30 protein-coding genes and 1 tRNA gene are annotated in these 25,089 nt (G+C 47.8%); 23 read left to right on the top strand and 8 right to left on the bottom strand.

Annotated features, from left to right (window positions below):
* The first annotated feature begins 38 nt into the window (after positions 1-38).
* The 3 genes from M0P91_RS01645 to dapF are packed head-to-tail and all read left to right on the top strand — an operon-like array spanning position 39 to position 1,976.
* Positions 39-593 (top strand): spermidine synthase, encoded by a 555-nt coding sequence (locus tag M0P91_RS01645; RefSeq protein ID WP_295063574.1) that lies wholly within the window; start codon positions 39-41, stop codon positions 591-593.
* The gene (gene coaE, locus M0P91_RS01640) at positions 593-1,198 is read left to right on the top strand and encodes a dephospho-CoA kinase (RefSeq protein WP_295063571.1); all 606 of its coding nucleotides are present in this window, start codon (positions 593-595) and stop codon (positions 1,196-1,198) included. Before M0P91_RS01645 ends, coaE begins: the two co-directional genes overlap by 1 nt.
* A 28-nt stretch (positions 1,199-1,226) precedes the next feature.
* Positions 1,227-1,976, top strand: a complete 750-nt coding sequence (dapF, locus tag M0P91_RS01635) for a diaminopimelate epimerase (protein ID WP_295063568.1) — start codon at positions 1,227-1,229, stop codon at positions 1,974-1,976.
* Between the two features lie 132 nt (positions 1,977-2,108).
* Here dapF and prfA read toward each other — a convergent pair whose 3' ends face one another.
* Positions 2,109-3,176, bottom strand: coding sequence for a peptide chain release factor 1 (gene prfA, locus M0P91_RS01630; protein WP_295063565.1), 1,068 nt, complete (start codon positions 3,174-3,176; stop codon positions 2,109-2,111).
* Between the two features lie 118 nt (positions 3,177-3,294).
* A complete protein-coding gene (rpsT, locus tag M0P91_RS01625; RefSeq protein ID WP_295063562.1) occupies positions 3,295-3,555 on the bottom strand; it encodes a 30S ribosomal protein S20 in 261 nt (86 codons plus the stop codon).
* A gap of 127 nt (positions 3,556-3,682) precedes the next feature.
* On the opposite strand from rpsT, the gene glmM reads away from it, so the two are divergent.
* From glmM to rplT, 7 genes are all read left to right on the top strand, one after another.
* Positions 3,683-5,023: a phosphoglucosamine mutase gene (gene glmM, locus M0P91_RS01620; protein ID WP_295063559.1), complete on the top strand. Its 1,341-nt coding sequence runs from the start codon at positions 3,683-3,685 to the stop codon at positions 5,021-5,023.
* Positions 5,016-5,459, top strand: a complete 444-nt coding sequence (gene lspA / locus M0P91_RS01615; RefSeq protein ID WP_295063556.1) for a signal peptidase II — start codon at positions 5,016-5,018, stop codon at positions 5,457-5,459. Before glmM ends, lspA begins: the two co-directional genes overlap by 8 nt.
* A gap of 59 nt (positions 5,460-5,518) precedes the next feature.
* Positions 5,519-5,594 (top strand) — tRNA-Val (locus tag M0P91_RS01610).
* A 118-nt stretch (positions 5,595-5,712) separates the two neighbouring features.
* Positions 5,713-7,521 (top strand): threonine--tRNA ligase, encoded by a 1,809-nt coding sequence (gene thrS, locus M0P91_RS01605; RefSeq protein WP_295063553.1) that lies wholly within the window; start codon positions 5,713-5,715, stop codon positions 7,519-7,521.
* Positions 7,521-8,048: a translation initiation factor IF-3 gene (gene infC / locus M0P91_RS01600; RefSeq protein WP_295063976.1), complete on the top strand. Its 528-nt coding sequence runs from the start codon at positions 7,521-7,523 to the stop codon at positions 8,046-8,048. Before thrS ends, infC begins: the two co-directional genes overlap by 1 nt.
* Before the next feature lie 208 nt (positions 8,049-8,256).
* Positions 8,257-8,451, top strand: coding sequence for a 50S ribosomal protein L35 (gene rpmI, locus M0P91_RS01595; RefSeq protein WP_295063550.1), 195 nt, complete (start codon positions 8,257-8,259; stop codon positions 8,449-8,451).
* Between the two features lie 99 nt (positions 8,452-8,550).
* A complete protein-coding gene (gene rplT, locus M0P91_RS01590) occupies positions 8,551-8,904 on the top strand; it encodes a 50S ribosomal protein L20 (protein ID WP_295063547.1) in 354 nt (117 codons plus the stop codon).
* A 132-nt stretch (positions 8,905-9,036) separates the two neighbouring features.
* Here rplT and M0P91_RS01585 read toward each other — a convergent pair whose 3' ends face one another.
* The 4 genes from M0P91_RS01585 to rsmA all read right to left on the bottom strand — a co-directional run bounded on the left by M0P91_RS01585 (position 9,037) and on the right by rsmA (position 13,056).
* Positions 9,037-9,276: a hypothetical protein gene (locus tag M0P91_RS01585; RefSeq protein ID WP_295063545.1), complete on the bottom strand. Its 240-nt coding sequence runs from the start codon at positions 9,274-9,276 to the stop codon at positions 9,037-9,039.
* Positions 9,277-9,278: 2 nt separating this feature from the next.
* Positions 9,279-9,899 (bottom strand): FAD-dependent thymidylate synthase, encoded by a 621-nt coding sequence (gene thyX / locus M0P91_RS01580; RefSeq protein ID WP_295063542.1) that lies wholly within the window; start codon positions 9,897-9,899, stop codon positions 9,279-9,281.
* A 133-nt stretch (positions 9,900-10,032) separates the two neighbouring features.
* Complete coding sequence (locus M0P91_RS01575) at positions 10,033-12,183, bottom strand: ribonuclease J (protein WP_295063539.1); 2,151 nt, start codon at positions 12,181-12,183, stop codon at positions 10,033-10,035.
* Between the two features lie 96 nt (positions 12,184-12,279).
* Entirely contained in the window at positions 12,280-13,056 is a 777-nt protein-coding gene (gene rsmA, locus M0P91_RS01570; protein WP_295063535.1) for a 16S rRNA (adenine(1518)-N(6)/adenine(1519)-N(6))-dimethyltransferase RsmA, read from the bottom strand.
* A 157-nt stretch (positions 13,057-13,213) separates the two neighbouring features.
* On the opposite strand from rsmA, the gene hisF reads away from it, so the two are divergent.
* From hisF to rlmN, 5 genes are read left to right on the top strand one after another with little or no spacing between them, the layout of a single operon-like run.
* Positions 13,214-13,978 (top strand): imidazole glycerol phosphate synthase subunit HisF, encoded by a 765-nt coding sequence (hisF, locus tag M0P91_RS01565; protein ID WP_295063532.1) that lies wholly within the window; start codon positions 13,214-13,216, stop codon positions 13,976-13,978.
* A 52-nt stretch (positions 13,979-14,030) separates the two neighbouring features.
* On the top strand, positions 14,031-14,291 hold the full coding sequence (locus M0P91_RS01560) for a hypothetical protein (RefSeq protein WP_295063530.1): 261 nt from the start codon (positions 14,031-14,033) through the stop codon (positions 14,289-14,291).
* A complete protein-coding gene (locus tag M0P91_RS01555; protein ID WP_295063527.1) occupies positions 14,288-14,560 on the top strand; it encodes a type II toxin-antitoxin system RelE/ParE family toxin in 273 nt (90 codons plus the stop codon). The genes M0P91_RS01560 and M0P91_RS01555 overlap by 4 nt, the downstream gene beginning before the upstream one ends.
* A complete protein-coding gene (locus M0P91_RS01550; RefSeq protein WP_295063524.1) occupies positions 14,561-15,097 on the top strand; it encodes a purine-nucleoside phosphorylase in 537 nt (178 codons plus the stop codon).
* Complete coding sequence (gene rlmN / locus M0P91_RS01545) at positions 15,090-16,163, top strand: 23S rRNA (adenine(2503)-C(2))-methyltransferase RlmN (RefSeq protein WP_295063521.1); 1,074 nt, start codon at positions 15,090-15,092, stop codon at positions 16,161-16,163. Before M0P91_RS01550 ends, rlmN begins: the two co-directional genes overlap by 8 nt.
* Before the next feature lie 88 nt (positions 16,164-16,251).
* Here rlmN and M0P91_RS01540 read toward each other — a convergent pair whose 3' ends face one another.
* Positions 16,252-16,947 (bottom strand): outer membrane protein OmpK, encoded by a 696-nt coding sequence (locus tag M0P91_RS01540; RefSeq protein ID WP_295063518.1) that lies wholly within the window; start codon positions 16,945-16,947, stop codon positions 16,252-16,254.
* Complete coding sequence (locus tag M0P91_RS01535; protein ID WP_295063515.1) at positions 16,944-17,771, bottom strand: M23 family metallopeptidase; 828 nt, start codon at positions 17,769-17,771, stop codon at positions 16,944-16,946. The genes M0P91_RS01540 and M0P91_RS01535 overlap by 4 nt, the downstream gene beginning before the upstream one ends.
* A 269-nt stretch (positions 17,772-18,040) precedes the next feature.
* On the opposite strand from M0P91_RS01535, the gene M0P91_RS01530 reads away from it, so the two are divergent.
* The 8 genes from M0P91_RS01530 to M0P91_RS01495 are packed head-to-tail and all read left to right on the top strand — an operon-like array spanning position 18,041 to position 25,081.
* Positions 18,041-18,469, top strand: a complete 429-nt coding sequence (locus tag M0P91_RS01530; protein ID WP_295063512.1) for a PAS domain-containing protein — start codon at positions 18,041-18,043, stop codon at positions 18,467-18,469.
* A gap of 12 nt (positions 18,470-18,481) precedes the next feature.
* Positions 18,482-20,365, top strand: coding sequence for a methyl-accepting chemotaxis protein (locus tag M0P91_RS01525; RefSeq protein WP_295063510.1), 1,884 nt, complete (start codon positions 18,482-18,484; stop codon positions 20,363-20,365).
* Positions 20,366-20,370: 5 nt separating this feature from the next.
* Positions 20,371-21,747 (top strand): chemotaxis protein CheW, encoded by a 1,377-nt coding sequence (locus tag M0P91_RS01520; protein WP_295063508.1) that lies wholly within the window; start codon positions 20,371-20,373, stop codon positions 21,745-21,747.
* On the top strand, positions 21,744-22,817 hold the full coding sequence (cheB, locus tag M0P91_RS01515) for a chemotaxis-specific protein-glutamate methyltransferase CheB (protein ID WP_295063505.1): 1,074 nt from the start codon (positions 21,744-21,746) through the stop codon (positions 22,815-22,817). Before M0P91_RS01520 ends, cheB begins: the two co-directional genes overlap by 4 nt.
* A gap of 9 nt (positions 22,818-22,826) precedes the next feature.
* On the top strand, positions 22,827-23,453 hold the full coding sequence (locus M0P91_RS01510; protein ID WP_295063501.1) for a HEAT repeat domain-containing protein: 627 nt from the start codon (positions 22,827-22,829) through the stop codon (positions 23,451-23,453).
* Between the two features lie 3 nt (positions 23,454-23,456).
* Positions 23,457-24,287, top strand: coding sequence for a protein-glutamate O-methyltransferase CheR (locus tag M0P91_RS01505; protein ID WP_295063498.1), 831 nt, complete (start codon positions 23,457-23,459; stop codon positions 24,285-24,287).
* Between the two features lie 23 nt (positions 24,288-24,310).
* Positions 24,311-24,682 carry a response regulator gene (locus M0P91_RS01500; RefSeq protein WP_295063495.1) on the top strand — a complete coding sequence of 124 codons (372 nt, stop codon included), beginning with the start codon at positions 24,311-24,313 and terminating at the stop codon, positions 24,680-24,682.
* A 12-nt stretch (positions 24,683-24,694) separates the two neighbouring features.
* Complete coding sequence (locus tag M0P91_RS01495; RefSeq protein WP_295063492.1) at positions 24,695-25,081, top strand: hypothetical protein; 387 nt, start codon at positions 24,695-24,697, stop codon at positions 25,079-25,081.
* Positions 25,082-25,089: the final 8 nt, after the last annotated feature.

Here is a 25,089-nt window from a genome sequence, read left to right as displayed (position 1 = left end):
TCGCTCAAATATTCCACAAAAAAGAGATTAATCCATTTATGAAAACGTTTATTTATCCCGAAATGATGGTGCATGTTCCCCTGTGTACCCATAAAAATCCTCAATTGCTTCTCGTCATCAGCGATGATGCCGAATTGATAGAGGGTGAATTGGCACGCTACCTAGGAATTGAAACGGTTTTTGAGGGGACAGGAAATCTGCTGGAAACGCTCCGTAACAGTGCGGACAAAAGTGCCGATATCGTTTTACTCGATACGTTGTGCGATGACGGTGCGGTACTGGCCCATGTCAACCGTATTCTGAAAGAGGACGGATTGACGGTTCTGAAACATCCGGATCTGGACGATGTTGCGGCCAATACCAAGCTCATGCAGATTTTGGGGAATTATTTTAAAATCATCATGCCCTATTACAACGGCGCGGGGTCAACGCTACTGTTGTGCTCGAAAGAGTATCATCCGACGGCCGATCTGATTTTGCAGCGGAGTGATCTACTTGAAGGGCAACAGTTTTACAACTGCGACGTGCACATCGGCGTATTTGCGATGCCGCAGTACATCCGCAAAAATTACCTCGGCATTATCCGGAACTGATGCCCTACCGATACGCTATCGCACTGACCGGAGGGATTGCAACGGGGAAAAGCACCGTCGCTTCCCTGATGGGGCTAAACGGTCTTCGTATTATCGATGCCGATGCTATTTCCCACCGTATTCTGGATGAAAACAGTATGTGGGTAGCAGAACATTTCGGTCCGGAATATATCGATAAAGGTAAAGTTGTCCGAGCAGAATTGGGAAAACGGATCTTTTCCGATCCGGAGGCTAAAAAAGAGCTTGAATCGTTTCTTCACCCCAAAATTCGTACGGCCATCGAAGAAGAGAGTGAAAAACAAGACCGGCTTAAATACCCCTATCTTATCGATATACCCCTCTTTTTCGAGACCAATGCCTACCCGATAGAGCATTCGGTTGTGGTTTACACCCCTAAAGAGCTTCAGCTGGAGCGTTTTATGAAGCGTAACGGATTTTCGCAAGAAGAGTCGCTGCGCCGTATCGAGAGTCAGATGGATATCAATGAGAAACGTTCCCGTGCGACGTGGGTCATCGACAATTCTGCCAATCTGAAACATCTGCAAGCCGAATGTGAACGGTTTGTGGAAACTATTAAAGCGCTCTATCCCGCCCCTAAGGTATAATTACACCTATTTATCCGGAGGATCCACGATGTACCAAATCGCAAAATACTGCGCCAGCGGAAACGATTTCGTCATTTTTCATGCATTTGACAATCAAGACCGCTCGCTTTTGGCCCGTGAATTATGCGACCGGCAAAACGGGATCGGAGCAGACGGCTTGATCGTCTTGATCCCGCACGAGCAGTTTGACTTTGAATGGCAGTTTTACAATGCGGACGGCTCAACCGCTTCCATGTGCGGAAACGGCAGCCGTGCGTGTGCCCATTATGCCCACCGATTCGGTCTTGCAAAAGCTAAAATGGCCTTTTTGACCGGAGCCGGAGTGATCAAAGCTCAGGTGGATGGAGAGATGGTACAAAGCGATTTGACTCCTCCCCTTATTCTGGAAAAAGAGATTGACGAGGGGGGGATGCGGTGGTGGCTGATCGATACCGGCGTTCCCCATTTGATTACTTTTGATGCCGATATCGACCATTTTAATATCGATATGGCACGTGCACTTCGGCACCGTTACAATGCCAATGTTAATATCGCGAGTGTCAACCTTGATGGGACACTTCGCGTCCGTACCTATGAGCGCGGGGTTGAAGATGAGACATTGGCGTGCGGAACCGGGATGGCAGCTTCATTTTACCGAGCCAATCAAGAGGGAAAAGTGGGTGAAAAAACTCAAGTATTCCCGAAAAGCGGAGAGACGCTCTATCTCGGGCTTGACGAGGGGACGATTACGTTTAAAGGGGAAGTCAAAGGGGTTTTTGAGACCTACTGGAGATTGTAAACGCCATCGGAACACGTCCCGATTGGCTACGTTAACACTGGGTTTCCTTCGGCAGGAAGCCCAAAACAAGGGAACCGTTTTTCGCTGAAAACGAAAATGTTTCTCTGAAAATCGCAAGCGATTTTAATGAATTTATAATCCTGCTCTCTCCATGATTTTGGCTTGGGTGTCGGCAATCAAAGGTTCGATGATATCGTCCATCAACCCCCCCTGCATGATCTCTTCAAGGCGGTAGAGGGTGAGGGTGATGCGGTGGTCGGAGATACGGTTCTGAGGGTAGTTGTAGGTTCGGATACGCCCTGAACGGTCCCCGGTCCCCACTTGCTCCTTGCGCTCATTCATCTCTTTCTCTTTCGCCTCTTGGATCTGCATTTCGTACAGACGCGCTTTGAGGATTTTCATCGCTTTATCTTTGTTTTTGTGCTGCGATTTTTCATCCTGGTTGTTGACGACGATGCCGCTGGGGATATGGGTGATCCGGACAGCCGAATCGGTCGTATTGACACTTTGTCCGCCGCACCCGCTGGAGCGCATGACGTCGATTTTAAGATCGCTTTCGTTGATATTGATCTCGACATCATCCACTTCGGGCATGACGGCAACGGTAATGGCTGAGGTGTGGACCCGTCCCTGAGATTCTGTTGCAGGGACGCGCTGGACGCGGTGGGTTCGCGCTTCGGATTTGAGACGGGAGTAGACTTGCTCCCCTTTGATGAGGGCGATAATCTCTTTAAATCCTCCCGCATCGGAAGGGCTGGTGCTCATCAGCTCAATCTTCCACCCTTTGAGATCGGCATATCGGACATAGGCATTAAACAAATCGCCGACAAAGATCGCCGCTTCGTCCCCTCCCGTTCCGGCACGAAGCTCTATGTAGATATTGCGCTTGTCGTTGGGATCGGCGGGGATAAGGAGTTTCTTGATCTCCTCTTCAAGAGGTTCTACCAGCGGTTCGAGCGATTTTAACTCCTCTTTCGCGAGTTCGCCGAGTTCCGCATCAAATATCAGGGTTTTATTCTCTTCGATATCGGCGAGGAGTTTTTTGTATTCGGTCGCTTTGGTAACGATTGCCTGAAGGGAAGATTGCTCTTTGGAGAGGTCGGTCATACGTTTGATATCAGAACCGATATCCGGAGCACTGAGTAAATCACTGAGTTCGTTGTAACGGTTGATAAAAGGGGTGAGTTTATCGGATAACATGGTTGTGGTTCCCTAAAAAGGTATCAAGAGGAAAATTTGCCTCGATAGAGGCAAGATTCAGTGCCATAGCGGCGTAGACGAAAGAGTGAACGGTATTCGCTCCTTCGGCGTTTAAAATTTATAACGCGTTTACTGCAAGGTGAAGGCGGCTTACTTTACGTGCTGCGGTCTCTTTTTTCAAGACACCTTTGCTAACATATTTGTGAAGGTTTGCATTTGCAATAACAAGAGCTGCTTGTGCTTCTTCTTTGTTGCCTGCATCCAGTGCGGTGCGGACTGCTTTAACGATGTTTTTAATACGCGTACGATAGAACCGGTTGCGCTCTGTGCGCTTTTCAGTCTGACGGATACGTTTCAATGCTGACTTATGGTTTGCCATGGCATTTATCCTTGTCGAATTTTTTTTAGGGTAGAATACTACCTTAAAGATAATTAAATTTAAGTTAAATTTTATGGACGCATCGTCAAAAATCCTAAAATTTAGAGTAAAAAGGGAAAAAATTAGAATGAAACTTTTTGGAACAGATGGAGTACGCGGAGAAGCGGGATCGTTTTTAACGGCGGAATTGGCCATGCGTGTGGCAATGGCGGCAGGAATCTATTTTCGTGAGCGGGCCAGAACCAAGAAAATTTTAGTAGGAAAAGATACCCGTCGAAGCGGTTATATGATTGAGAATGCCATTGTCAGCGGTTTGACGGCAGTAGGGTATGATGTCGTTCAAATCGGTCCGATGCCGACTCCGGCCATCGCTTTTTTAACCGAAAATATGCGGTGTGATGCCGGAATTATGATCTCTGCCAGCCATAACTCGTTTGAAGACAACGGAATCAAGTTTTTTGATGCACACGGAAATAAATTGTCCGAGGAGATTGAAGCTCAGATCGAAGCGATTGCCAATGACCGGGAACGTTTGGTCGAGGGGTACGTGACCGGTAAAATGATCGGTTCAGCCAAACGGATTGACGATGTGATCGGCCGTTATATCATACAGCTGAAGAATTCATTTTCTCGTGATCTGACGCTGCAGGGGCTGCGTATCGTATTGGATACGGCGAATGGAGCCGGCTATCTCGTCGGTCCCACCGTCCTTGAAGAACTTGGAGCGGAAGTGATCGTTCTGCATGATAAGCCAAACGGCTTTAATATTAACGAAGCGTGCGGTGCGACCCATACCAAAGATCTCCGCCATGCGGTTAAAAAATATCGTGCCGATATCGGTTTGGCCCTTGATGGGGATGCCGATCGTCTTATTGTCGTGGATGAACACGGAGATGAGATAGACGGAGACCAGATATTGGGGGCACTGGCCCTTTATCTGCATAAAAACGGTCAGTTAAGAGGGGGCGGAATCGTTACTACCGTAATGAGCAATCAAGCGCTGGAAGATATGATGGAAGCGCATGGGCTAAAGCTGTATCGTGCCAATGTCGGGGATAAATATGTTTTGGAACAAATGCGTGAGCATGGGATCAATTTCGGCGGTGAACAAAGCGGTCATATCGTTATGAGCGATTTCGCTAAAACCGGGGACGGTTTGGTCAGTGCATTGCAAATTTTGGGATTGCTTCTTACCTCAGGGGGGAAAGCGAGTAAACTCCTCCGTCCGTTTGCCCTTTATCCGCAGAAATTGGTCAATATTAAAGTTGAAATCAAAAAACCGCTGAATCAGATTGAGGGACTGGAGGAGGAACTTCGGTTGGCAGAGGCGTCACACCTGCGTCATTTGATCCGCTATTCGGGAACGGAAAATAAACTGCGTATTTTATTGGAAGGGAAAGATGCCAAAGCCATGGAAAATTGTATGGAGCGTTTGGTCGATTTTTTCAAGAAGGCGCTGAATGGCTAAATCGTTTCTCCTTTTGATACTGGTGATGGGGGGAATCCTTACCGTTGACCAAACGATAAAAGCCCTTTTTGTGGATGGATTTCGCTATTACACGGAGTGTATTGATCTGATCTTGGTCTATAATAAAGGGGTCGCCTTTTCGATGTTCGCCTTTTTGGAAGAGGCCCTTAAATGGATACAGCTCACCCTTTTGGTCGGAGTGGTTGGATATACTTTGTGGCTTAAAAAATCGTGCTACCTGATTCCTGCCGGTATCATGACGGGGGCAGGGTTATCCAACGTTGCCGACCGTTTTATTCACGGCGGAGTGGTGGATTATGTCTATTGGCATTGCGGATTTAATTTTGCGGTCTTTAATTTTGCCGACGTCATGATTGATTTTGCGGTGATTTGGCTCTTGATTTTAAATATGAAGCCCAAGTTCTGTAAAAGTTGATTCATCTTTAAAGAAATATTAACCTCTGATTGGTTAATATTTCACTCTCACAAAGAAATGGTCTTATAGCTCAGTTGGTAGAGCACTACCTCGACAAGGTAGTGGTCACAGGTTCGAGTCCTGTTGGGACCACCATTTATCTGCAGTCAAACTCTAAATTTCTCCTATACTTTCAAGATTTAAACTCAAACCAATCAATAGTAACGTATAATCCGCGCAACTTTTATCAGATTCTTTTTACAAGGTTACCGTTATGGATATTATCGCGATCAAAAATAATGATCAGATTTTCGATTTGCAAACCGCGCAGGCTTTGGGGATTAGCGGAGAAGAGATTGCGTTTGACAATTCTCCCGATGCACTCGAAGTACTTCGCCATTCATGTGCTCATTTGATGGCAGAAGCGATCAAGGCACTTTATACCGATGCGGAATTTTTCGTAGGGCCGGTAGTCAAAGAGGGGTTTTATTACGATTTTAAAGTAAAAGAGACAATCGGAGAAGAGGACCTTAAAGCGATTGAGAAAAAGATGCTTGAGATTGCAAAAGGGAAACAGCCGATTGAGCGGTATGAAATCACCAAAGAGGAAGCGCGCGCTAAATTTGCCGATGATCATCTCAAGCAGGCGGTCATGGAAAGAATTCCGAGTGAAACCGTATCGATTTATAAGCAAGGCAATTTTGAAGACCTTTGTCGCGGACCGCATCTTCCGAACGTAGGATTGATCCGTTATTTTAAATTGACCAAAATTTCGGGTGCCTACCTCGGAGGTGATAGCAAAAATGAGATGCTGACCCGTATCTACGGTATCGCTTTTGCGGATAAAGAGACCCTTAAAACCCATTTGGAGATGGTTGCCGAAGCAGAGAAGCGTGACCATCGTAAGATCGGTGCCGAGATGAAGCTCTTTACTTTTCGTGAGGAGGTTGGACCGGGATTCCCGATCTGGCTCCCTGCCGGTGCACGGATGAGGTCGCGTTTGGAGCAGCTGCTTTTTAAAGCACACCGAAAGCGCGGCTATGAACCGGTACGCGGTCCGGAGATGCTCCGTTCGGATTTGTGGAAAGTGAGCGGGCACTATCAAAACTACGGTGAAAATATGTATTTCACCAATATTGATGAGATCGAATTCGGTGTCAAACCGATGAACTGTGTCGGACATATCAAAGTGTATGAGCATGATTTGCACTCCTACCGCGATCTCCCACTCAAATATTTCGAATACGGGATCGTTCATCGTCATGAGATGACGGGAGCCCTTCACGGCCTTTTCCGTGTACGTGAATTTACCCAAGACGATGCCCATATCTTTTGTACTGCCGATCAGATCGAAGAGCAGATTATCGAAGTGGTCGATTTTGTCGATAAAATTATGAGTACGTTCACGTTCAATTACAAAATGATGATCTCTACCAAGCCGGAAAAAGCGGTCGGCGACGATGCGGTTTGGGAGATTTCGACCAATGCCTTGAAATCGGCGATGGATAAGCATGCGCTGCCGTATGAAATCGATGAGGGGGGCGGAGCATTTTACGGTCCGAAAATCGATATCAAGATCACCGATGCGATCGGGCGTGAATGGCAGTGCGGAACAATTCAGCTTGATTTTAACCTGCCGGCACGTTTTGAGCTGGAATATAACGGCGAAGAGAACGCTAAAATTCAGCCGGTAATGATTCATCGGGCAATTTTAGGTTCATTTGAGCGTTTTATTGGTATATTGACGGAGCATTACGCTGGCGAATTTCCGATGTTTATCGCACCGACACAGGTTGCGATTGTTCCGATTGCGGAATCGCACGTTGCCTATGCGCGTGAACTGGGAGATAAGCTGATCGATATGGGTGCGGATTATGAGATTTTTGATAAAAACGACAGTCTTAATAAGCGGATCCGTACAGCGGAAAAAGGGCGTGTTCCGATGATCATCGTTTTGGGAGATGAAGAGGTAAACGCAAAAAGTGTCGCTGTGCGTGATCGACGCAAGCGTGAACAATACAATTTAAGTGAAGAGCAATTTCTCACTTTGATAAAAGAAAAAATTAATGAGGTGCATTTTTGATTAAAAAACAAGACCGAGTCCTGATGAACGATGATATCAGGGTCCCTGAAGTACGCTGTGTAGTTGACGGCGGAGAAGCATTAGGTATCGTTTCGATTCAGGAAGCGATGAGTAAAGCAAACGAACTGGGATTGGATTTGGTTCTTATCTCTCCAGATGCGAAACCCCCTGTTGCAAAAATCATGGACTACGGTAAGTTTCACTACCAAGAAGAGAAGAAGAAAAAAGAGGCACGTAAAAAGCAGACGAAAGTCGAAGTCAAAGAGATCAAGCTCTCGGTAAAAATTGCCGATAACGATATCGGCTATAAAGTAAAACATGCGCGTGAGTTCCTCGAAGAGGGGAAGCACGTCCATTTCCGCGTATTCTTGCGGGGGCGTGAAATGGCCCATCCGGAATCGGCTGTGGCGGTGCTACAACGTGTCTGGCCGATGGTTGAGGATGTCGGGACAATGTACAAAGCTCCGGCGATGGAAGGGCGTTATTGTAACATGATGATCCATCCGAAAAAAGACGACAAAAAATAGTTTCACCCTCTCGTCATTCCGTGCTCCGACACGGAATCCATCCCTTTGGCTACGCTAGCCGCTAAGGCACTGAAGCTTGCCTCGTTCGAGGCAGAATTCTATTTTCATTCTTCGCATTGCTCCTTTTAGTGTTTAACATCAAATAAAAAGCTTTTTTATGGTATAATTCGCGTCTCATTTAGAGAATTTTTGCGAAAGGATCAAGTCGATGCCAAAAATGAAATCGGTTAAAGGGGCGGTTAAACGCTTCAAAGTAAAGAAAAACGGCACAGTAAAACGTGGTAGCGCATTCCGCAGCCATATTTTAACAAAACAGGATGCAGGAACTCGTCGCAAGCAAAACACCCCTAAAGTGGTTGCTGCTGTCGATGTTAAAAACATCAAAAAGATGATCGTAGCCTAATTTAGCGCTACCGTTAAACTCTCCAGCCTAGCTGGGCAAGTCCGCAAAGCGGCACCCTGTCATTAAAATTGAAATGAACCGGGTCAAGAAAGGAAAAAAATGCCAAGAGTAAAAACAGGTGTCGTAAGACGCAGACGTCATAAGAAAGTCTTGAAACTAGCACGTGGTTTCTATAGTGCGCGTCACAAACATTTCCGTAAAGCGAAAGAGCAACTTGAGCGCAGTCTCGTGTATGCATTCCGTGACCGCAAACAGAAAAAACGTGAATTTCGTAAATTGTGGATTATCCGTATCAATGCGGCGTGCCGCCTAAACGGAATGAGCTATTCAGTATTCATGAACGGCCTTAAACGTGCCAACATCGACCTTGATCGCAAAATCCTTGCTGACATGGCTATGAACGATGCAGCGGCTTTTACAGCCCTCACCGCTCAAGCAAAAGCAGCCCTCTAAATAAAATCAAGACCTTTGCGGTCTTGACTCTCCTCTTCTTATCTTTTTTAACACCGATGACTTCGATTGATTTTTTTTGTTAGCAGCAATGTATGGAGTGTATGTGAAACTATTCCGCAGAGGGAATAGCGTTTATTGTTCGACTTTGTATCCCTTCTTTTCCAGGCAGGTTTTGCACTCGATCGTCAGCGGAGGCATTGATGCGTTGGTAGCAGCTTTCAAATCATAATAGCGGCACTCTCTAAAATCGGACTTGATAAGCTCCTCCGTGTGCCCTTGCGGGCATATCAGCCCGTTAATTACGAGTTGTTTTTGGGCACATCCGGCAGCCAATAGCGTCATTGTTATTGCAAACAGTAGACTTTTTTTCATCATTAATGGTCTCCTTTGAGAGAATTTTCAAACAGATAGCGATGCTCTTCAGGGAGTGTTTCGTAAACCGTATTTGCCAAATCCCGGATTTCCCATAAAGCGGCCTTATCGCTGCGTAGCGAGAGGAAGTTTTGAAGACTCCGCGCATTGATGCTCCAGGTGAGTTCCGTTTTGTAGCTTTCGGGGAGGCAGTATTTGGCTCGATCATTGCTGATCCCATCCGCCAAAACGATGCGGAGATTTTCAAGGGCTTTGAGGCTCATTTGATCGACGATATCGACACCGGTCATAACGAGATATTTTTCGGCACGCACTTTCTCCTCAAGGGTAAAGGGTGCTTCGTCTTTGAGTTCTTTTAAGGTATATCGGGTACTTTTAACCGAGAGACTTGCCATACGGTGGCGGGCAAGCTCTTGCAGAAGTGCACGGCTGACCCCTTCGATATAAAAGTTATAGACGATATGCTCCAATGTGGAGGCATGCTTGAATTTATTTCCGACGCGGTCTATGAGGGCGCGGTCTACATCACCGCCGTTATCGCTTTTGTCAAAGCTTTGCCAGCAGGTACGGATGGCATCGGAGCAAATTACAAGAGGAGTGTAATGATGCAGGGTTACTTTCATGATAAATCTTTGTTAGAGTTTAGGAGAGTATAGCGAAGAAGGGATTAAAAAAAGAATCATTCGTCATTCCCGCAAAGGGGGGAATCCAACTTTTTTGGATGGATCCCCGGATCAAGTCCGAGGATGACGGGGATTACATTACAAAAACGTGCGGAACGATAAGCGGATATTTTTTCATTTTGCGGTAGATATGTTTACGGACTACCTGACGCAGATCGTTTTCAAGCGCTTTGGGATTTTCGATGAGCCCCGGCTTGAGGTTGACAAGGAAGTGCTCGAGTACGTCTTCCATCTCTTGGGCAAACGCTTTGTCGTGACGGTCGGCTACGAGGCCGAAGCTCGTGACAAGGGGCTTGGAAAGCAGATGTGAATCTGCGGAGCTCACCTGTGCTACAAGGACGACCATCCCCTCAGAAGCCATTTTCTGACGATCGATAACGATGTCGTCTTCGATTTGATAATTATTTTGGTTATCAATGTAGGTTTTCCCGGTTTTGACCGTTTTGGCTTTGCGCATAAACTTGGTTCCCACTTCGATACTGTCTCCGTCGCTCATCAGGAGGATATTGCGCTCCGGGACGCCGCAGGTGATCGCGGTGTCTTTATGCTTCATGATATGGTTGTACTCGCCGTGTACCGGAAGGAAAAATTTCGGATTGGTGAGGCGGAGCATCAGTTTTTGCTCCTCCATGCTTGCGTGGCCCGATACGTGAATATCACGGTCGTTGGCGACGCGGGCACCGGCACGCTGTAGATAATTAAGCATCCCTGAGATCGATCCCTCGTTCCCCGGAATCGCACGGGCGGAGAGGACGATAAGATCGGTCGGTTTGATTTTAATGTGGCGATGCTCGCCGATTGCCATCCGGAAAAGGGCCGAACTCGGTTCTCCCTGACTTCCGGTGGTGACGATCAGGACGTCTTTATCGCTCATGCGATTGGCCTCTTCGGCATCGATGAAGATGTTTTTCGGAAGTTTGATGTAATCGTATTGCATACACACTTCGAGGTTACGCTCCATGGAACGTCCGATGACGCAGACTTTACGGTTGTATTTGAGGCCGTACTGGATAGCTTGATACACCCGGTGGATGTTTGAGCTGAACGTCGACATGATAATGCGCCCTTCCGCTTTCGAGAAAATGCGGTCAAAGCCCGGAGCAACGGTCAGTTCACTTGGCGTCCACTCTTTGTTGTACGAGTTGGTCGAATCGGAGAGGAGGCACAGAACCCCTTTTTCACCGTAATGGGCCAGACGGTGGAGGTCTGCCGTATATCCGTCAACCGGGGTATGGTCGATTTTGAAGTCACCGGTATGGATAATGGTCCCCGCTTTGGTGGTGATTGCCAACGACGAAGAGTCGATGATCGAGTGGGTCATATGCATCCATTCGATTTCAAATTCGTTACCGATTTTATAGGGTACCCGCTTGACGATCGGGTTGAAATAGCGGCGGAAATCGCGCATATGGTGTTCGTCAAATTTGTTACCGATCATGGCAAGAGGAAGCGGGGTTCCGTAAATCGGGAACTGCATCTCTTTGAAGAGATAGGGGACCCCTCCGATGTGGTCTTCATGGGCGTGGGTGATGATAACGGCTACAATTTTTTTGCGAATTTCGCGTAAATAGGTGAAATCCGGGACCAAAATATCGACGCCGTGCATCTCTTCATCCGGGAAACTCATCCCGATATCGATAACAATCGCTTCGTTTTCGGTTTCGATAACGGTGATGTTTCCGCCGATCTCGCCCAAACCGCCCAACGGCGTGATGCGGACTTTCTCGTTACTGTCCAGATTGAGTTTATAGTGCGGATTCAGCCGATTTCGGTGTGCTTCTTGGTTTTGATTGACAAAATCACGGAGGTTACTGTCAATCGGTGCACTTGGAGAGCCACGGCGTCCGCCACGGCCGCGATCGCGTGCAGGACGGGCGTCAACGGCTAGGGCATTATCCTCTGCAGGGCGTTCGGTACGTGCCGGGCGGTTGTCGTTGCGAGGCGGACGGTTGTCATTGCGAGGGGGACGGGTGTCGTTTGCCCCTCTGTTTTCACGCGGAGGTCGATTATTGTCACGCGCGGGACGGTTATCGTTGCGCGGAGGTCGATTGTCATTGCGCGGACGATCGGATGGAGCGCTCTCCCCTTCGTTTACGACAGCGCTATCGCCGACAGGGCGGTCGTTACGAGGCGGTCGATTGCGAAAAGGTCTGCGATTATTGGGACGTCGCGGGGCTTCTCCTTCCGGAGTTTGTGGTTGTGTGTCAGTTTTGTCGTCAGTCATAAGGATTTCCTTTGGATGCACAGTGCCTAAATCTCGGCAATAGTGTGCTGATTTTTAAAATAATGGTTCGATACTTTAACGGATAGTCTTGAAAGACTATTGTAAAATGGAATAGAGCCGGTGAAAGTCCAAAGTGCCGAGCTGATGAGGTCTCAGGGTACGTTCAAGTTCGAGTATGCGGTAAGCATTTTCGATCTCTTGTGACCCATAGCGTGAGGTGAGATTTTTGTGAAGGGTTTTGCGCGGCTGTGTAAAGGCGACGCGTAAAAAATCTTCAAACCCTTCATCGTTACGATTCGCACGTTTTGAAATGAGCAGTACGGCAGAATCGACTTTCGGGGCTGGCTCAAACGCACTGGGCGGCACATGCAGGACAATGCTGACATCTCCTACGCTTTGCGCTATGACGCTGAGGGCTCCGAAAGCTCTCTCGTTGGGAGCGGCGGAAAATTTTTCCGCCACTTCACGCTGAATCATGACAAGCAGATTTTTGCACGCCGGATCGGCGAGGGCTTTGAGGATAATATTCGTTGCAATATAGTAAGGCAAATTGGCCACTAAATCGTACGGTTCATCCAAAAGCTCACTCTTCCAAGTCTCTAACACATCTCCGCATCGGAGGGTCAGAGCTTCGGTAGCGATGGCATCGGCAAAATGGTGCTGTAAATGCTTGCACAAGTCGGTATCGACCTCAAAAGCGGTAACACTTTTGACATCAACTAAATACTTAGTTAAATCACCTAATCCAGGCCCGATTTCGGCGATACGGTGAGGCGTATCGGGCATCGATTGGATGATTTGTGCCAAAACAGTATGGTCACGTAAAAAATTTTGGCCAAATTTCTTTTTGGCGATGGCGGCACGATTTTGCATTGTCTGGAGTATACCGAACCAAGTGTTAATCCCCTATTAAACCAAAAAAAAAACTATTTTCTAACCTTTTTATTGAAGTTTGGCAAAATTTTCTTTTTATCGTTACTTTTGGTAATGGGGGGTATAATTTACCGAATGATTGCATCCAAGGTAGCCCATGAACACTAACTATTTTGCCAAACGAATTATCCCGTGCCTCGACGTTAAAGACGGCCGTGTCGTAAAAGGGGTCAACTTTGTCGGTCTCAAAGATGCGGGTGACCCGGTCGAGGTAGCCAAGCGATACAATGAAGAGGGGGCGGATGAGCTGACGTTTCTCGACATTACCGCATCGCATGAAGAGCGCGATACGATCGTCCATATCGTCGAACAGGTGGCAAAAGAGGTATTTATCCCCCTCACCGTCGGCGGCGGAATCCGCAAACTCAATGATATTTATCGACTCCTAGCGGTGGGATGCGATAAAGTAAGTATCAACTCCTCTGCTATCAAACGCCCTGAGTTTATCAATGAGGGGGCAAAGCGTTTCGGAAGCCAGTGTATCGTCGTCGCGATCGACGTCAAGCAAACCGGAGATCACTACAACGTCTATCTCAACGGCGGGCGGATCGATACGGGGATTAATGCGTTGGAATGGGCTAAAGAGGTGGTTGACCGCGGTGCGGGGGAGATTCTCCTCACCTCTATGGATGCCGATGGGACTAAAGCCGGATTTGATCTTTCCATTACCGAGCAGATTAGCCGAGCGGTGAATGTTCCGGTTATCGCCAGCGGCGGCGCGGGGACGATGGAACATATCCGCGAGGCGTTTGAGCACGGTGCCGATGCGGCACTTGCGGCGAGCATCTTTCATTACAAAGAGATCGACATCATGGATCTCAAGCGCTATTTGAATGCCAACGGTATTCCGGTCCGGTTATAAAGTTGAAAATCGGTTATAATTAAAGCAAGTAAATTTTGAAAAGGAGGGGGCAATGCAAACGTTGAGTTTAAAAATCGAAGACGATTTTTTTCCCCATTTCAAAGCGATAGTTGACAGTTTTGTGAAAGATAAAAAAGTACGGATCATAGAGAATGAATTACCCGTAAATGTGATCGTCAGCAGTGTCGAAGAGGTACACCGTCGTGTGGCGGAAGCTGAAAAACGGATTGCAAACGGAGAGTATTACACGCAGGAAGAATACGAAAGACTGATGGATGATTTTTTGGAAAACCAACTCGGCATTCAAAAATGACTATCCAAAAAGATAAGAAATATCTTGTCGCTCTCTTCTCTATCGTCCGATACATTGCCACAGACAAACCATCTGCCGCAAAAATTTTCACCAAAGAACTTGATAAACATATTTTAAATTTGGTTCAGTTCCCCTATAAATATCGCCAGTCCAATTATTATGAGGATGATCACTACCGCGATTTGACCTACAAAGGTTACACGGTGATCTATAAAATCACTGAGCATACGATACAAATTTTGGATATTTTTAAATGGGTGGAGAAATAAATGATATTATGTGCCGGCAATAACGAAACGTTTGATTTTGCGACCCCCATTGGGGTAGGGCTGATCGACGGTGCGATCAATCTCACCCGTCATTGTTTGGTTCACAAACCCGAATTTCTCCTCTTCGTCGGGAGTGCCGGAAGTTATGGCGAATACAAAATCCATGATATCGTCGAGTCTAAAACGGCGGCTAACATCGAGTTAGGGTTTTTGGATAAAAATGCCTATACTCCCATTGATAACGTCGTTTCGGCACAAACCGAAGCGATCAAAGATGTTATCGTCAACTCCTCGAATTACATCACGACATCAGAGCGGGCGATGGAGCAGATGAGAACGCTCGGGATGGGGATTGAAAACATGGAGTTTTTCAGCGTTATGCGTGTCGCACAAGTTTTTGGGATTCCTGCGGGGGGAGTTTTCTGCATCACGAATTATTGCGATGCCAATGCCCACCGCGATTTTATTGCCCATCACGGGTTTGCAAAGGTGTTATTGCGTGAACATCTAAAAGAGAAAGGACTCATCCGTGGATAAAAAGTGTATCCTCGACTACACCAAAGCGGAACTAGCTAATTTAGTGAAACCCTCGTTTCGTGCCAAGCAGATTTGGGGGTGGATTTATCACCAGTATGCGATGAGCTTTGATGAGATGGCAAATCTTCCCAAAGCGATGCGTGAAGAGTTGGCGTCCGGTTATGAAATTATGCCCCTCAAAATTGCCCGGAAAGAGTGTTCCAGTGATGGAACGATCAAGTATCTGTTTGAACTCAGCGACGGGAAGACGATCGAAACGGTATGGCTCAAGATGAAAGATGAATCCATCGACGAAGAGGGGAATATCGAACACGAAGCCCGCTTCACCGTCTGTGTCTCTACGCAGGTGGGGTGTAAGGTGGGGTGTTCGTTTTGTCTGACGGCGAAGGGGGGGTTTACCCGCGATCTGAGCGCCGGAGAGATCGTAGCGCAGGTATTAGCGGTGAAAATGGATAATAACCTCGCCGCCCACCGCCGTTTGAACATCGTCTACATGGGGATGGGGGAGCCGCTGGACAATCTCGATAACCTCGCCAAAGCGATCACAATCCTCAAAGACGAAGAGGGGCTCTCGATTTCGGGTAAACGGCAGACGGTATCGACCAGCGGTTTGAGCACCAAGATCGACAAGCTGGGGGCAATGGATTTGGGAGTCCATATTGCGATTTCCCTTCATGCCGTGGATGATGAGCTTCGCAGTGAACTGATTCCGATGAATAAAGCGTATAATATCGCCTCGATTATCGAAGCGGTAAAACGGTTTCCGATTGATATGCGAAAGAGGGTGATGTTTGAGTATCTTGTCATCAAAAATAAAAACGATGATTTGGGATCGGCGAAAAAATTGGTCAAGCTCTTAAGCGGGATCAAGGCCAAAGTCAATTTGATCTATTTTAATCCTTATCCGGGATCTGATTATCAACGTCCCAGCCGGGAAGATATGGTGAAATTTCAGGAGTATCTGATTAAACACGGCGTATTGTGCACGATTCGCGACTCGAAAGGGCTTGATATCAGTGCCGCATGCGGACAGCTCAAAGAGCAAGAGTTAAAAGGGGTATCGTGAGCGGAGCGGATTGGTTTCAAATTGTTTTTTTAGTAGTTTTCGTCAGCATCGGTTTAGGCGGTTTTGTTTGGGTCGCCCTTAAAAAAGATTAAAATGTATATTTGATCATGGCTTGAAACCGATCGTTCTCCTGATGGAATCTATTTTCATGGTAGTAATGCCACTCCGTCCCCAGATGAACTTTTCCCTTGACTATTCCCAGTACGGGAGAGAGATTGAATAAAAGTTGATTTTGGCTCAAAAAATCCCGTGTCGTCCAGTCCAAAAACCCTTCGATATGCCATTGATCGTTTAGGGGAAGCGTGTAGTTGGCGGAGAGTTGATAGGTGTCATCCCCGATATTTTGTATTTTTCGATAGAGGTTGAGACCGAAAACGCTAAATCCGGGGATGGAGAGATCCGATCCGGCCCCATACAGCCAGGCATGATAGGTATCGGAGCGGTTGTATTGAAACGCACCGTACCACTCTTTAACCAACCCTTGCGAGGAGGGTAGATGGGCCATTTTATTCAAACTGATGCGAGGTGAAATCTCACCGTAAAGATCATTTTTTTTATCGGTAAACCGGAGCCCTTCGGGTGCATAGAGATAATCACTAAAGGCATAAAGATCCCCGTACTCCCAGGTGCGGTAATGCTCTGCCGTTACCGTCTGTTTGCTTCCGCTTTGGGTATCCAGAAACGTCGGCCCTTCGAAATTTCCGTAAAGGTATTGGACGTTTGTGGTTGAAAAAGCGCTGAGCTGTGCGGCAATCAAAGGGGGTAAAAAGAGGAGTCGTTTCATAGGGGTCTCTTTGGTTCAGGGAACAGGGCATTGAGCTGAAGGAGGAGGTCAAGGGGATCGGCCTGTATCCCGTTTGCCATCATGCCAAAGTGCAGATGCGGCCCGGTGATCCGTCCGCTTGCCCCGGTAAGGGCGATGATCTGCCCCCGGGAAACGAGATCCCCGGGCTTGACGTCATAGCGGCTGAGGTGGAAGTAGCAGCTATAGAGCCCTTCTCCATGATCGATAATGACCGTCCCCCCCGAATAATAGCGATCTTGCGTCAGCACCACGATACCCGCATTGGATGCTTGCACCGGAGTCGGAGTGAGGGCTCGAAAATCGATCCCTCCGTGATAACTTTTAAGCGATCCGTTATAGGTACGCGCTGAGCCGTACGCGCTGGTCGTATTGGATTCGATCGGGCGGATGAAGGGTTTGTTCCAGTAGCGAATCGGGGTAAAGTGGCCGTAAATGGCTTTGGCTTGGGCACTTTCGGCCTCTATCCTCTCCATTGCTTCCGGAGGAGGGGTCACTTTTGCGGGATCGACGCTAAGGGTTTCGGTCGGATACGAGGCGATGGAGATATGCAGAGGCAAGGTCCGTGTTATCGCCGGGGTAGTCCAGGAGATGTTGTAATCACCGGCAGAAGCGTAATAGTCGATCGGAATAAGGGCCATTCCCCGTGTTCGATCAACGGGATGGGCCAAAACGCTGATATTTTTATCCTCCAGCGTGATAAAACCGCTAGGGGAATCGAGAATGATCAGGGATGTTTTTCCCGTGTATCCCTCAATCGCCGTCAGTGAGACGGCAAGGGAGAATAAGAGTAAAAAAAGATGCATAAAACCTCGTTGGCGAAAGTGGCGTATTGTAGCATGCTCTCCGAATTTTTGAAAGTAATTCTGAAAAATGTGATACACAAACAAAACCCGCAGAATAAAAATTTCCACAGAAGGAGAGGGCTGTCACCAATCGCTACACAAAGGGGCAACCCCCCTGCTTTTGGCCCGATAAGCGGATAAAAAAGTCGTAAAACTTCTCCTTTCAGTCCGATTTTATTAACCAAGCGATATGCTATCTTCAATTATAGTCTCTGTAAGGGGGGTACGTGATGAGCAAAAACAGTGATACGACAAAAATAGAGGGTTTGACCTTTTTGGAAGATGGGGAGGTGCTCTATGACGATCTTTATTTATTGTCCGAAACGGATGAAAAAGGGATTGTAACGTACGCCAGCGACTCCTTCTTGAAAGTTGCCGGATGGAAAGCTTCCGATTTGCTGGGTCAGCCGCATAACGTTGTCCGCCATTCCGATATGCCGCGTGCGGCTTTTAAATCGTTATGGGATGATGTCCAAAGCAAAGGTTTTTGGACGGGGTATGTCAAGAACTCCCGAAAAGGGGGAGGGTATTACTGGGTTTATGCGACGGTATTGCGTTCCACCGACAAAAACGGCAAGATTAAGTATGTTTCGATTCGGGTTAAACCTTCCCGTGACGAGATTAAAAAAGCTCAAGCACTCTATACGACGTTAGATTAAGGAGAAACGATTATGGCATTAGTAAAACGAGGCGATTTCACCCCTGTATCGAGTATTGCGGGAGGACCTGATAAGCGACGTCAGCGTACGTTGGCCAAGCAACAACAGATTTCTGAAAGTATTGCCGGCGTAGCAACAACGATTTTGGACAACGCTCAGGAGAGCGTCAGCGCGATTGAACAGCTTAAGAGCTCAATGGAGCAGATTGCGACGGCTGCGGAAGAGAATAGCGGAGCGAGCGAACAGGCCCTTAAAAATGTCCGTAGCATTAACGTAAATATCGGTCGGATGAGTTCGACGATTGATACGGTGATCTCATCAACCCTGGCAACCGGAGACAATATTATGAGTGCGGTGGGGACGATAAGTACCTCGGTAATGCGGATGACGGGTGCGGTCAATGTCGCCAAAACGTCATCCAAGAAATCCGAAGAGCTGAAAGCCTCCTCCGAAAACATCGGTGAGGCGGTCGGATTTATCGCTAAAATTGCCGATCAGACCAACCTTCTCGCCCTCAATGCCGCGATTGAAGCAAGCCGAGCCAAAGAGCACGGTAAAGGGTTTGCCGTTGTGGCGGATGAGACGCGTGCGTTGGCCGGTGAATCCGAAAAAAATGCCGAATTTATCTCCAAACTCGTGAATAAAATTCAAGAGAGCATTGATAATATTATCAAAAGCATCGTCAGCACGACGGATATCATCGAAACCACCGGAGGGCGCGGAACCGCATTAAGCCTGAAGATGGAAGAGCTGACGAAAATTGCCGTTTATTCGGTGGAAGCGGCCCGTAATATGAACGTCTACACCCAGAATCTGAGTCATTACGTCGCCCAGATCAATGACGGAAGCAAGGATATTGCCGATGCATCGGTCAATATTGCCCGTTCCGTCGAAAAAACGCTCAACGGGATCGAGATTCAGTCCAATTCGTTGGTTCAGACCGAAGAGGACATCAAAGAGCTCAATACCCTCTCCGAAGAGCTCAAATATTCGACCGATACGATGAAATCGGCCGAAGAGATCGCCGCATCCGCCGATGCCATCAGTTCGTCGATGGACGATATCCAAAGCTCTCTCAAAGAGGTGACTACGGCCCTGAATCAGATTGAGGCGGCCTCCCAGTCAACGAATCAGAGCGCGTTAATGAACAAAGAGCTCTTTGAAAACGGTCTTGCCGCATCCAAGGATATCAATAAGCTTATTGAAATCGCACGTCGCAATTTTGATTTGCTGAAAGTTTCGTTTACCGAAGTAAAAGCGGCAATGACCGGTATCAGTAACGATTTTTCCGCCTCTATCGCAGAGGGGAGCAGCGCGAGTAACGAACTCGATGTGATCGTCAAAGAGACCCGTAATGTTGATAAAACGGTCGGAAGCATCTCGAACAGCATTATTCAGCTCAACATGCTGGCGATCAGCGGCTCGATTGAAGCGGCACGTGCCGGGGATTTTGGAAAGGGGTTTGCCGTGGTAAGCGCCGATATCCGCAATCTCGCAAAAGATTCCGAAAGCAATACGGATAAGATCAATGATACGATTGAATCGATGAATGCCGAGATCGATACCGTACGGACCGATTGGCTTAAACTCCTTGGAAATCAGGAGGTGGAAAAGGATCAGATCACGGTTCTTATTCATGAAATCGATAAGATTACGACGATGCTGATCGATCTGTTGGACCGTTTTACCGGGCTCAAATCGATTAACGATCAAAACATTGAAGGGCTTAATCAGGGGTTGATCGGGGTGAGTGAAATCCAAAAAGCGGTTGAACTCTCTGCGCGCAATGCCATGGAATCGCGTAAAGCGAGTGAATTGATTATCGAGACGGTTCATCATATCGGAGAAGGGGTTGAAGAGCTCGCCGTAATGGCGGATGAGCTTCAACAAGGCTGAATCTGATGCCTATCGAAGAGATTTTAATCGTTTGCCGCGATAAAGTTTGCTTCGGCATCTCGACGGGATCCATCGGACAGATACTTCGCATTCCGGAGTTGACCCCGCTCTCCCTGAGCCCCGATACGGTACGTGGAGTATGTGCGGTCGGAGGCAATATTATGACCGCCGTAGACATGAATGCCGTATTGGGGATGGGGGAAGTGGATATCACCTCGGCGAAGGGGAGAGTCTTAAGTCTTCAGGAGCCGTATGCTTCATCGGCTTTGATCGTTCCGGAAGTGGTGGTGTCGATTACGATTGACCCTGCCAATATCGAGTACGTAGAGAACGCGGATGATCCGATCGTTGCGATTTATCATCATGAAGAGGCATTAATTCAGATCCTCGATGTCGGCCGAATCATAGGGGCGATACATCAAGATACGTTTGAAGCACAGAGTATCAACGAAAAAAACGGATGCGAAGGGATCTCCTTAAAGCACGATAGCACGACCGAACGCTATCTCCTCTTTCGAATGGGGGAAGAGACGTATGCTTTGGAGATCGATACTCTTCATGAGATACTCGGCGCCCATCACGATTTGACCGTATTGGCCGGAGCGGGTCCTGAAATCGCCGGTATGATGTCGTTGCGTGATGAACTTCTCGTCGTTGCGGATTTACGCCTCTATTGCGGATTTGAACCGATTCGCAGCGAAAAAAACCGGATCCTTGTTGCCCATCGAAACGGTAAAACGATCGGGCTGATTGTGGATGAGATTGTGGATATAAAAGAGTACGCCACCAAGCAGGTAGAACGATTTTCAAGCAGCAGTCAGCATGAAAGGGTTTCGGGGGTGATCCACGATCCGGAGTGCCTGATTTCATTATTGGGCGAACGGGTCATTGAGGAGATCATCCTTCAAAACGACGCGATCATTATCTCCTCCGATGTTTCCGATGAGAGACAACACAATGACATCGTCATGGAAGCGGTTGTGTTCAAGCTTGGGGGCGAAGAGTATGCTATCGCCATTGAAGAGGTGTCTGAAATTATTGATACGACGGTAGTGACTCCGGTGGTTCAGGCCCCCGCAATCGTCGAAGGGGTGATCAACATACGGGGGCAGATCGTCACGATCGGTTCACTCCATCGGCGATTGGGATTGCGGATGAAACCGGGGAACGAACAAAAAATTATCGTATGCCATACTCCGAAAGGGAGAATGGGCTTTTTTGTCGATGCTGTGAGTGATGTGATGCAGATACGCTCCAGTGAAATTCTCGACGATCCGGAACAGGGGTCATTGTTTTCACAGGTATTACGGTTTGAGGAAGGGAAGCGGTTGGTTTTGTTGTTTGATTTAAGGGCGCTGTATGCAGCAGAGGGGATACGATGAAGAGGGTGTTGATTGCGGATGATTCGGCATTGGTACGCAAACAGCTCACGGAGATCATATCCGAACTGGGATTCGAGATCGATACTGCCCGAAACGGTGCGGAAGCGGTTGAAAAAGCGACAGCACAGCAATACGATGTCATTACGATGGACATCAATATGCCGGTTATGGACGGGTTGAGCGCCGTTGATAAAATTATGGCACAGCGCCCGACACCGATTCTGATGATTAGTTCCCTCACGACCGAGAGTGCCAATATCACGATGGAAGCATTGGAGCTGGGGGCGGTGGATTATATCGCCAAACCCGGAACGATGAACATCGGCAAAGAGGAAAATCGCGCCGATATTTTGCAAAAAGTAAAATCCCTGAGCCGTATTCCCCCAAGACGTCTTCAAAAAGGGGTACGGCGTGAATCGGGACAGACGGGCGACGTACGTACGCGACGCCCGATACGGGAGAAACTCAAGGCGGAACCTTCCGGCAACGGGGGGGAGTTTGCCAAGATCGTTCTAATCGGCGCTTCAACGGGGGGGCCGGGGTTGATTGAGCAGATATGTACGGCTTTGCCGTCGAATTTCCCCTATCCGGTGTGCATCGTTCAGCACATGCCGGAGCAGTTTACGGCAGCATTCGCAACGCGGCTAGACCGCGCCAGTACCCTTCCGGTAGTGGAGAGCAAAAGCAATATGGAACTTCTCTCCGGGAGAATTTATGTGGCAAAGGGGGGGACCCATCTGCATTTCGCGAAAAAAGTGTCGGGGAAGGTTGTTTTGCGGGAAGAGCACAATAAAAACAACCAGTTTTTTCAGCCGAGCGTGAATGAGATGCTGATGAGTGCGCTGAAGGTATTTCGGGGAGATCAGATCATTGCGGTGCTGTTGACCGGGATCGGCGATGACGGAGCGGACGGGATGGTTGCCGTTAAAAAAGCGGGTGCATTTACGATCGGCGAGAGCGAAGAGACGGCAACCGTCTACGGAATGCCCAAAGAGGCGTATGAGCGCGGCGGAGTGGTACAACAGCTCCCTTTCCCAAAAATTGTAAAAGCCCTTGCGGTATTGCGTTAGGAGAATGTTATGGCATTAATCAAAAATCATTCGGCGCCGGTCGTTGAAGCGTTCCCCGAATTTTCCATCCTGGATGAGGCGGTAGAGTATTACCATGCGAATGAGGGGAATTTTGAGAAGCAAAGTTACGCCGTAGCGCAAATTGCCGAATTTGAGGGAGGGGGGAAAATGTTGATCCGCCTCCTTGTCGAGAGCCCCTTTATCCATAAAGACATGGCAAGTTATATCGCTTCGCTCCTCTGCGGAATGGATAAACGGCGGGCCCCTATCGAAGCGGTTATGGATTTGCTGAAAGTCAAAAACGCCTATATCCGAAATCTGGGGATTACGACGCTTCAAAGTTACGGCGATGCGATCAAGTACTATATTGTCAAATTTCTAATCGGCGATGACCGTGATCTGCGTATTTTTGCGATCAACGTATTGGGGGATGTCAATTTTGCCGAATCACGTGAAATGCTCGTGGAGCTGCTGGAACATGAAAAAGATGTCAATGTCGCGATGACGGCGGTCGATTATATGGGAGAGATCGGCCAGCCTGCCGATATCCCTCTCCTGGAGTCATTGAAAGGGCGTTTTGACGACCCTTATGTCATCTTTGCGATCGATAACGCAATCCGCTCGATTCGGGGGTAAAGGATGGGATATCTTCTTTCAACGGTTGATTTTCAAAAGATGGGTGAATTTATTTACCGAAAAACCGGAATTTTTCTGGAGGCGGAGAAACATTACGATAAATTGGCAAAATACATTGACGGGCGGTGCAAAACGATCGGGGCCGACTCGTTTCGAAAATATTTTTACGTTCTTCGGTTTGAAGACAAAGACGGAAACGAGTTCCAATCGCTGGTCAACGGCATCACCGTCAATGAGACCTACTTTTACCGTGAAAAAGAGCAGTTCGAGGTTGTCGTGGGGCGGATTTTGCCCGAACTGCACGCGAAGCGTCCGAAGCATCTGCCGATCCGGATTTTGTCGGCCCCCAGTTCGACGGGAGAAGAACCCTATTCCATCATCCTCCATATCCTCGAAGAGGGGAAAATCGTAGAGGAACGCGATATCGAAGTGGTCGGAATCGATATCGATTCGACCGTTATCAGTAAAGCCAAAGCGGGAAAATATACCGAACGTTCAATCCATGCCATCCCCAAGCCGGTGCTGAACCGGTGGTTTAAAGCGCGTCCGCTGGGGTATGACCTGATCGACGATCTGATCGGAACGGTGGATTTTAAAGTGGCCAATGTTTTTGATCGTTCACAGATGCGGCAACTGGGAAAATTCGATATCATTTTTTCGCGTAATATGCTGATTTATTTCGATGACGCCAGCCGTAAAGAGGTCGCCATGACCTTTTACGATATGTTGAATCCGGACGGATACGTATTGCTGGGACATGCGGAATATATGAGCCGTATCACGTCGGTGTACAAGGCCAAAAAAATTGATTCCACATTAATTTATCAAAAATAATCATAGAAAAAAAGGGGAAAATAATGCCATTAGTAATGTTTGTAGACGATAGTGAAACCGCCCTCGCTTCCACGCGAATGGTGACCGATACGATGCCGATTGAGGTCAAACAGTATTTAAGTGCGGTCGACGCGTTGCAAGATATCCGAAACGGAGTCACTCCGGATCTGGTGATTACCGATATGAACATGCCGGTAATGAACGGATTCGAATTTTTGCAAGAGCTACGTACGATAGCGGGAACGGCCCGTACTCCGGTATTGATGCTGACGACCGAGACGCGTGATGAGTTGAAACAGCAGGGGAAAGCGCTGGGTCTTACGGGATGGATTGTCAAACCGTTCAATCCGGCACAGTTGAAACAGGCCATCGGCCGCGTATTGCGATTGGCGTAGGGAAGTGCGGTTATGATGTTTCTGCATACCCTTGATACGCTCCTTGAGCATATTAAAAGCGTAGAGTCCGAAACAATCGATTTAACCAAAAAAGCGCAGCTTAAATTTGTACAATTGATTGAACGAAACGGAATTCTCCCCGATGATGAGACGTTGGAAACGATGCAGTACCAAGACATCATATCGCAGCAGCTGAGTGCGACCATTGAGGCGATCGAGAGTGTTCAGGAGAACATTAAACATTTTTTACGTTCATTGAGTGAAAGCGATGCGGATACGGCCGAAAGCATTGACAAGATGGAATCAAGGTTGACCGGTGCCCTTGAAAAGGCTAAAGAGAGACATTCCGCTTTTGGTGGCAAGTTGCATCAAGATGATAATGGCATAGAGTTTTTTTAGGAGCAAGC

This window comes from Sulfuricurvum sp., from assembly GCF_023229695.1.
Classification (GTDB): domain Bacteria; phylum Campylobacterota; class Campylobacteria; order Campylobacterales; family Sulfurimonadaceae; genus Sulfuricurvum.
This window is presented reverse-complemented; position numbering and strand designations above follow the sequence as displayed.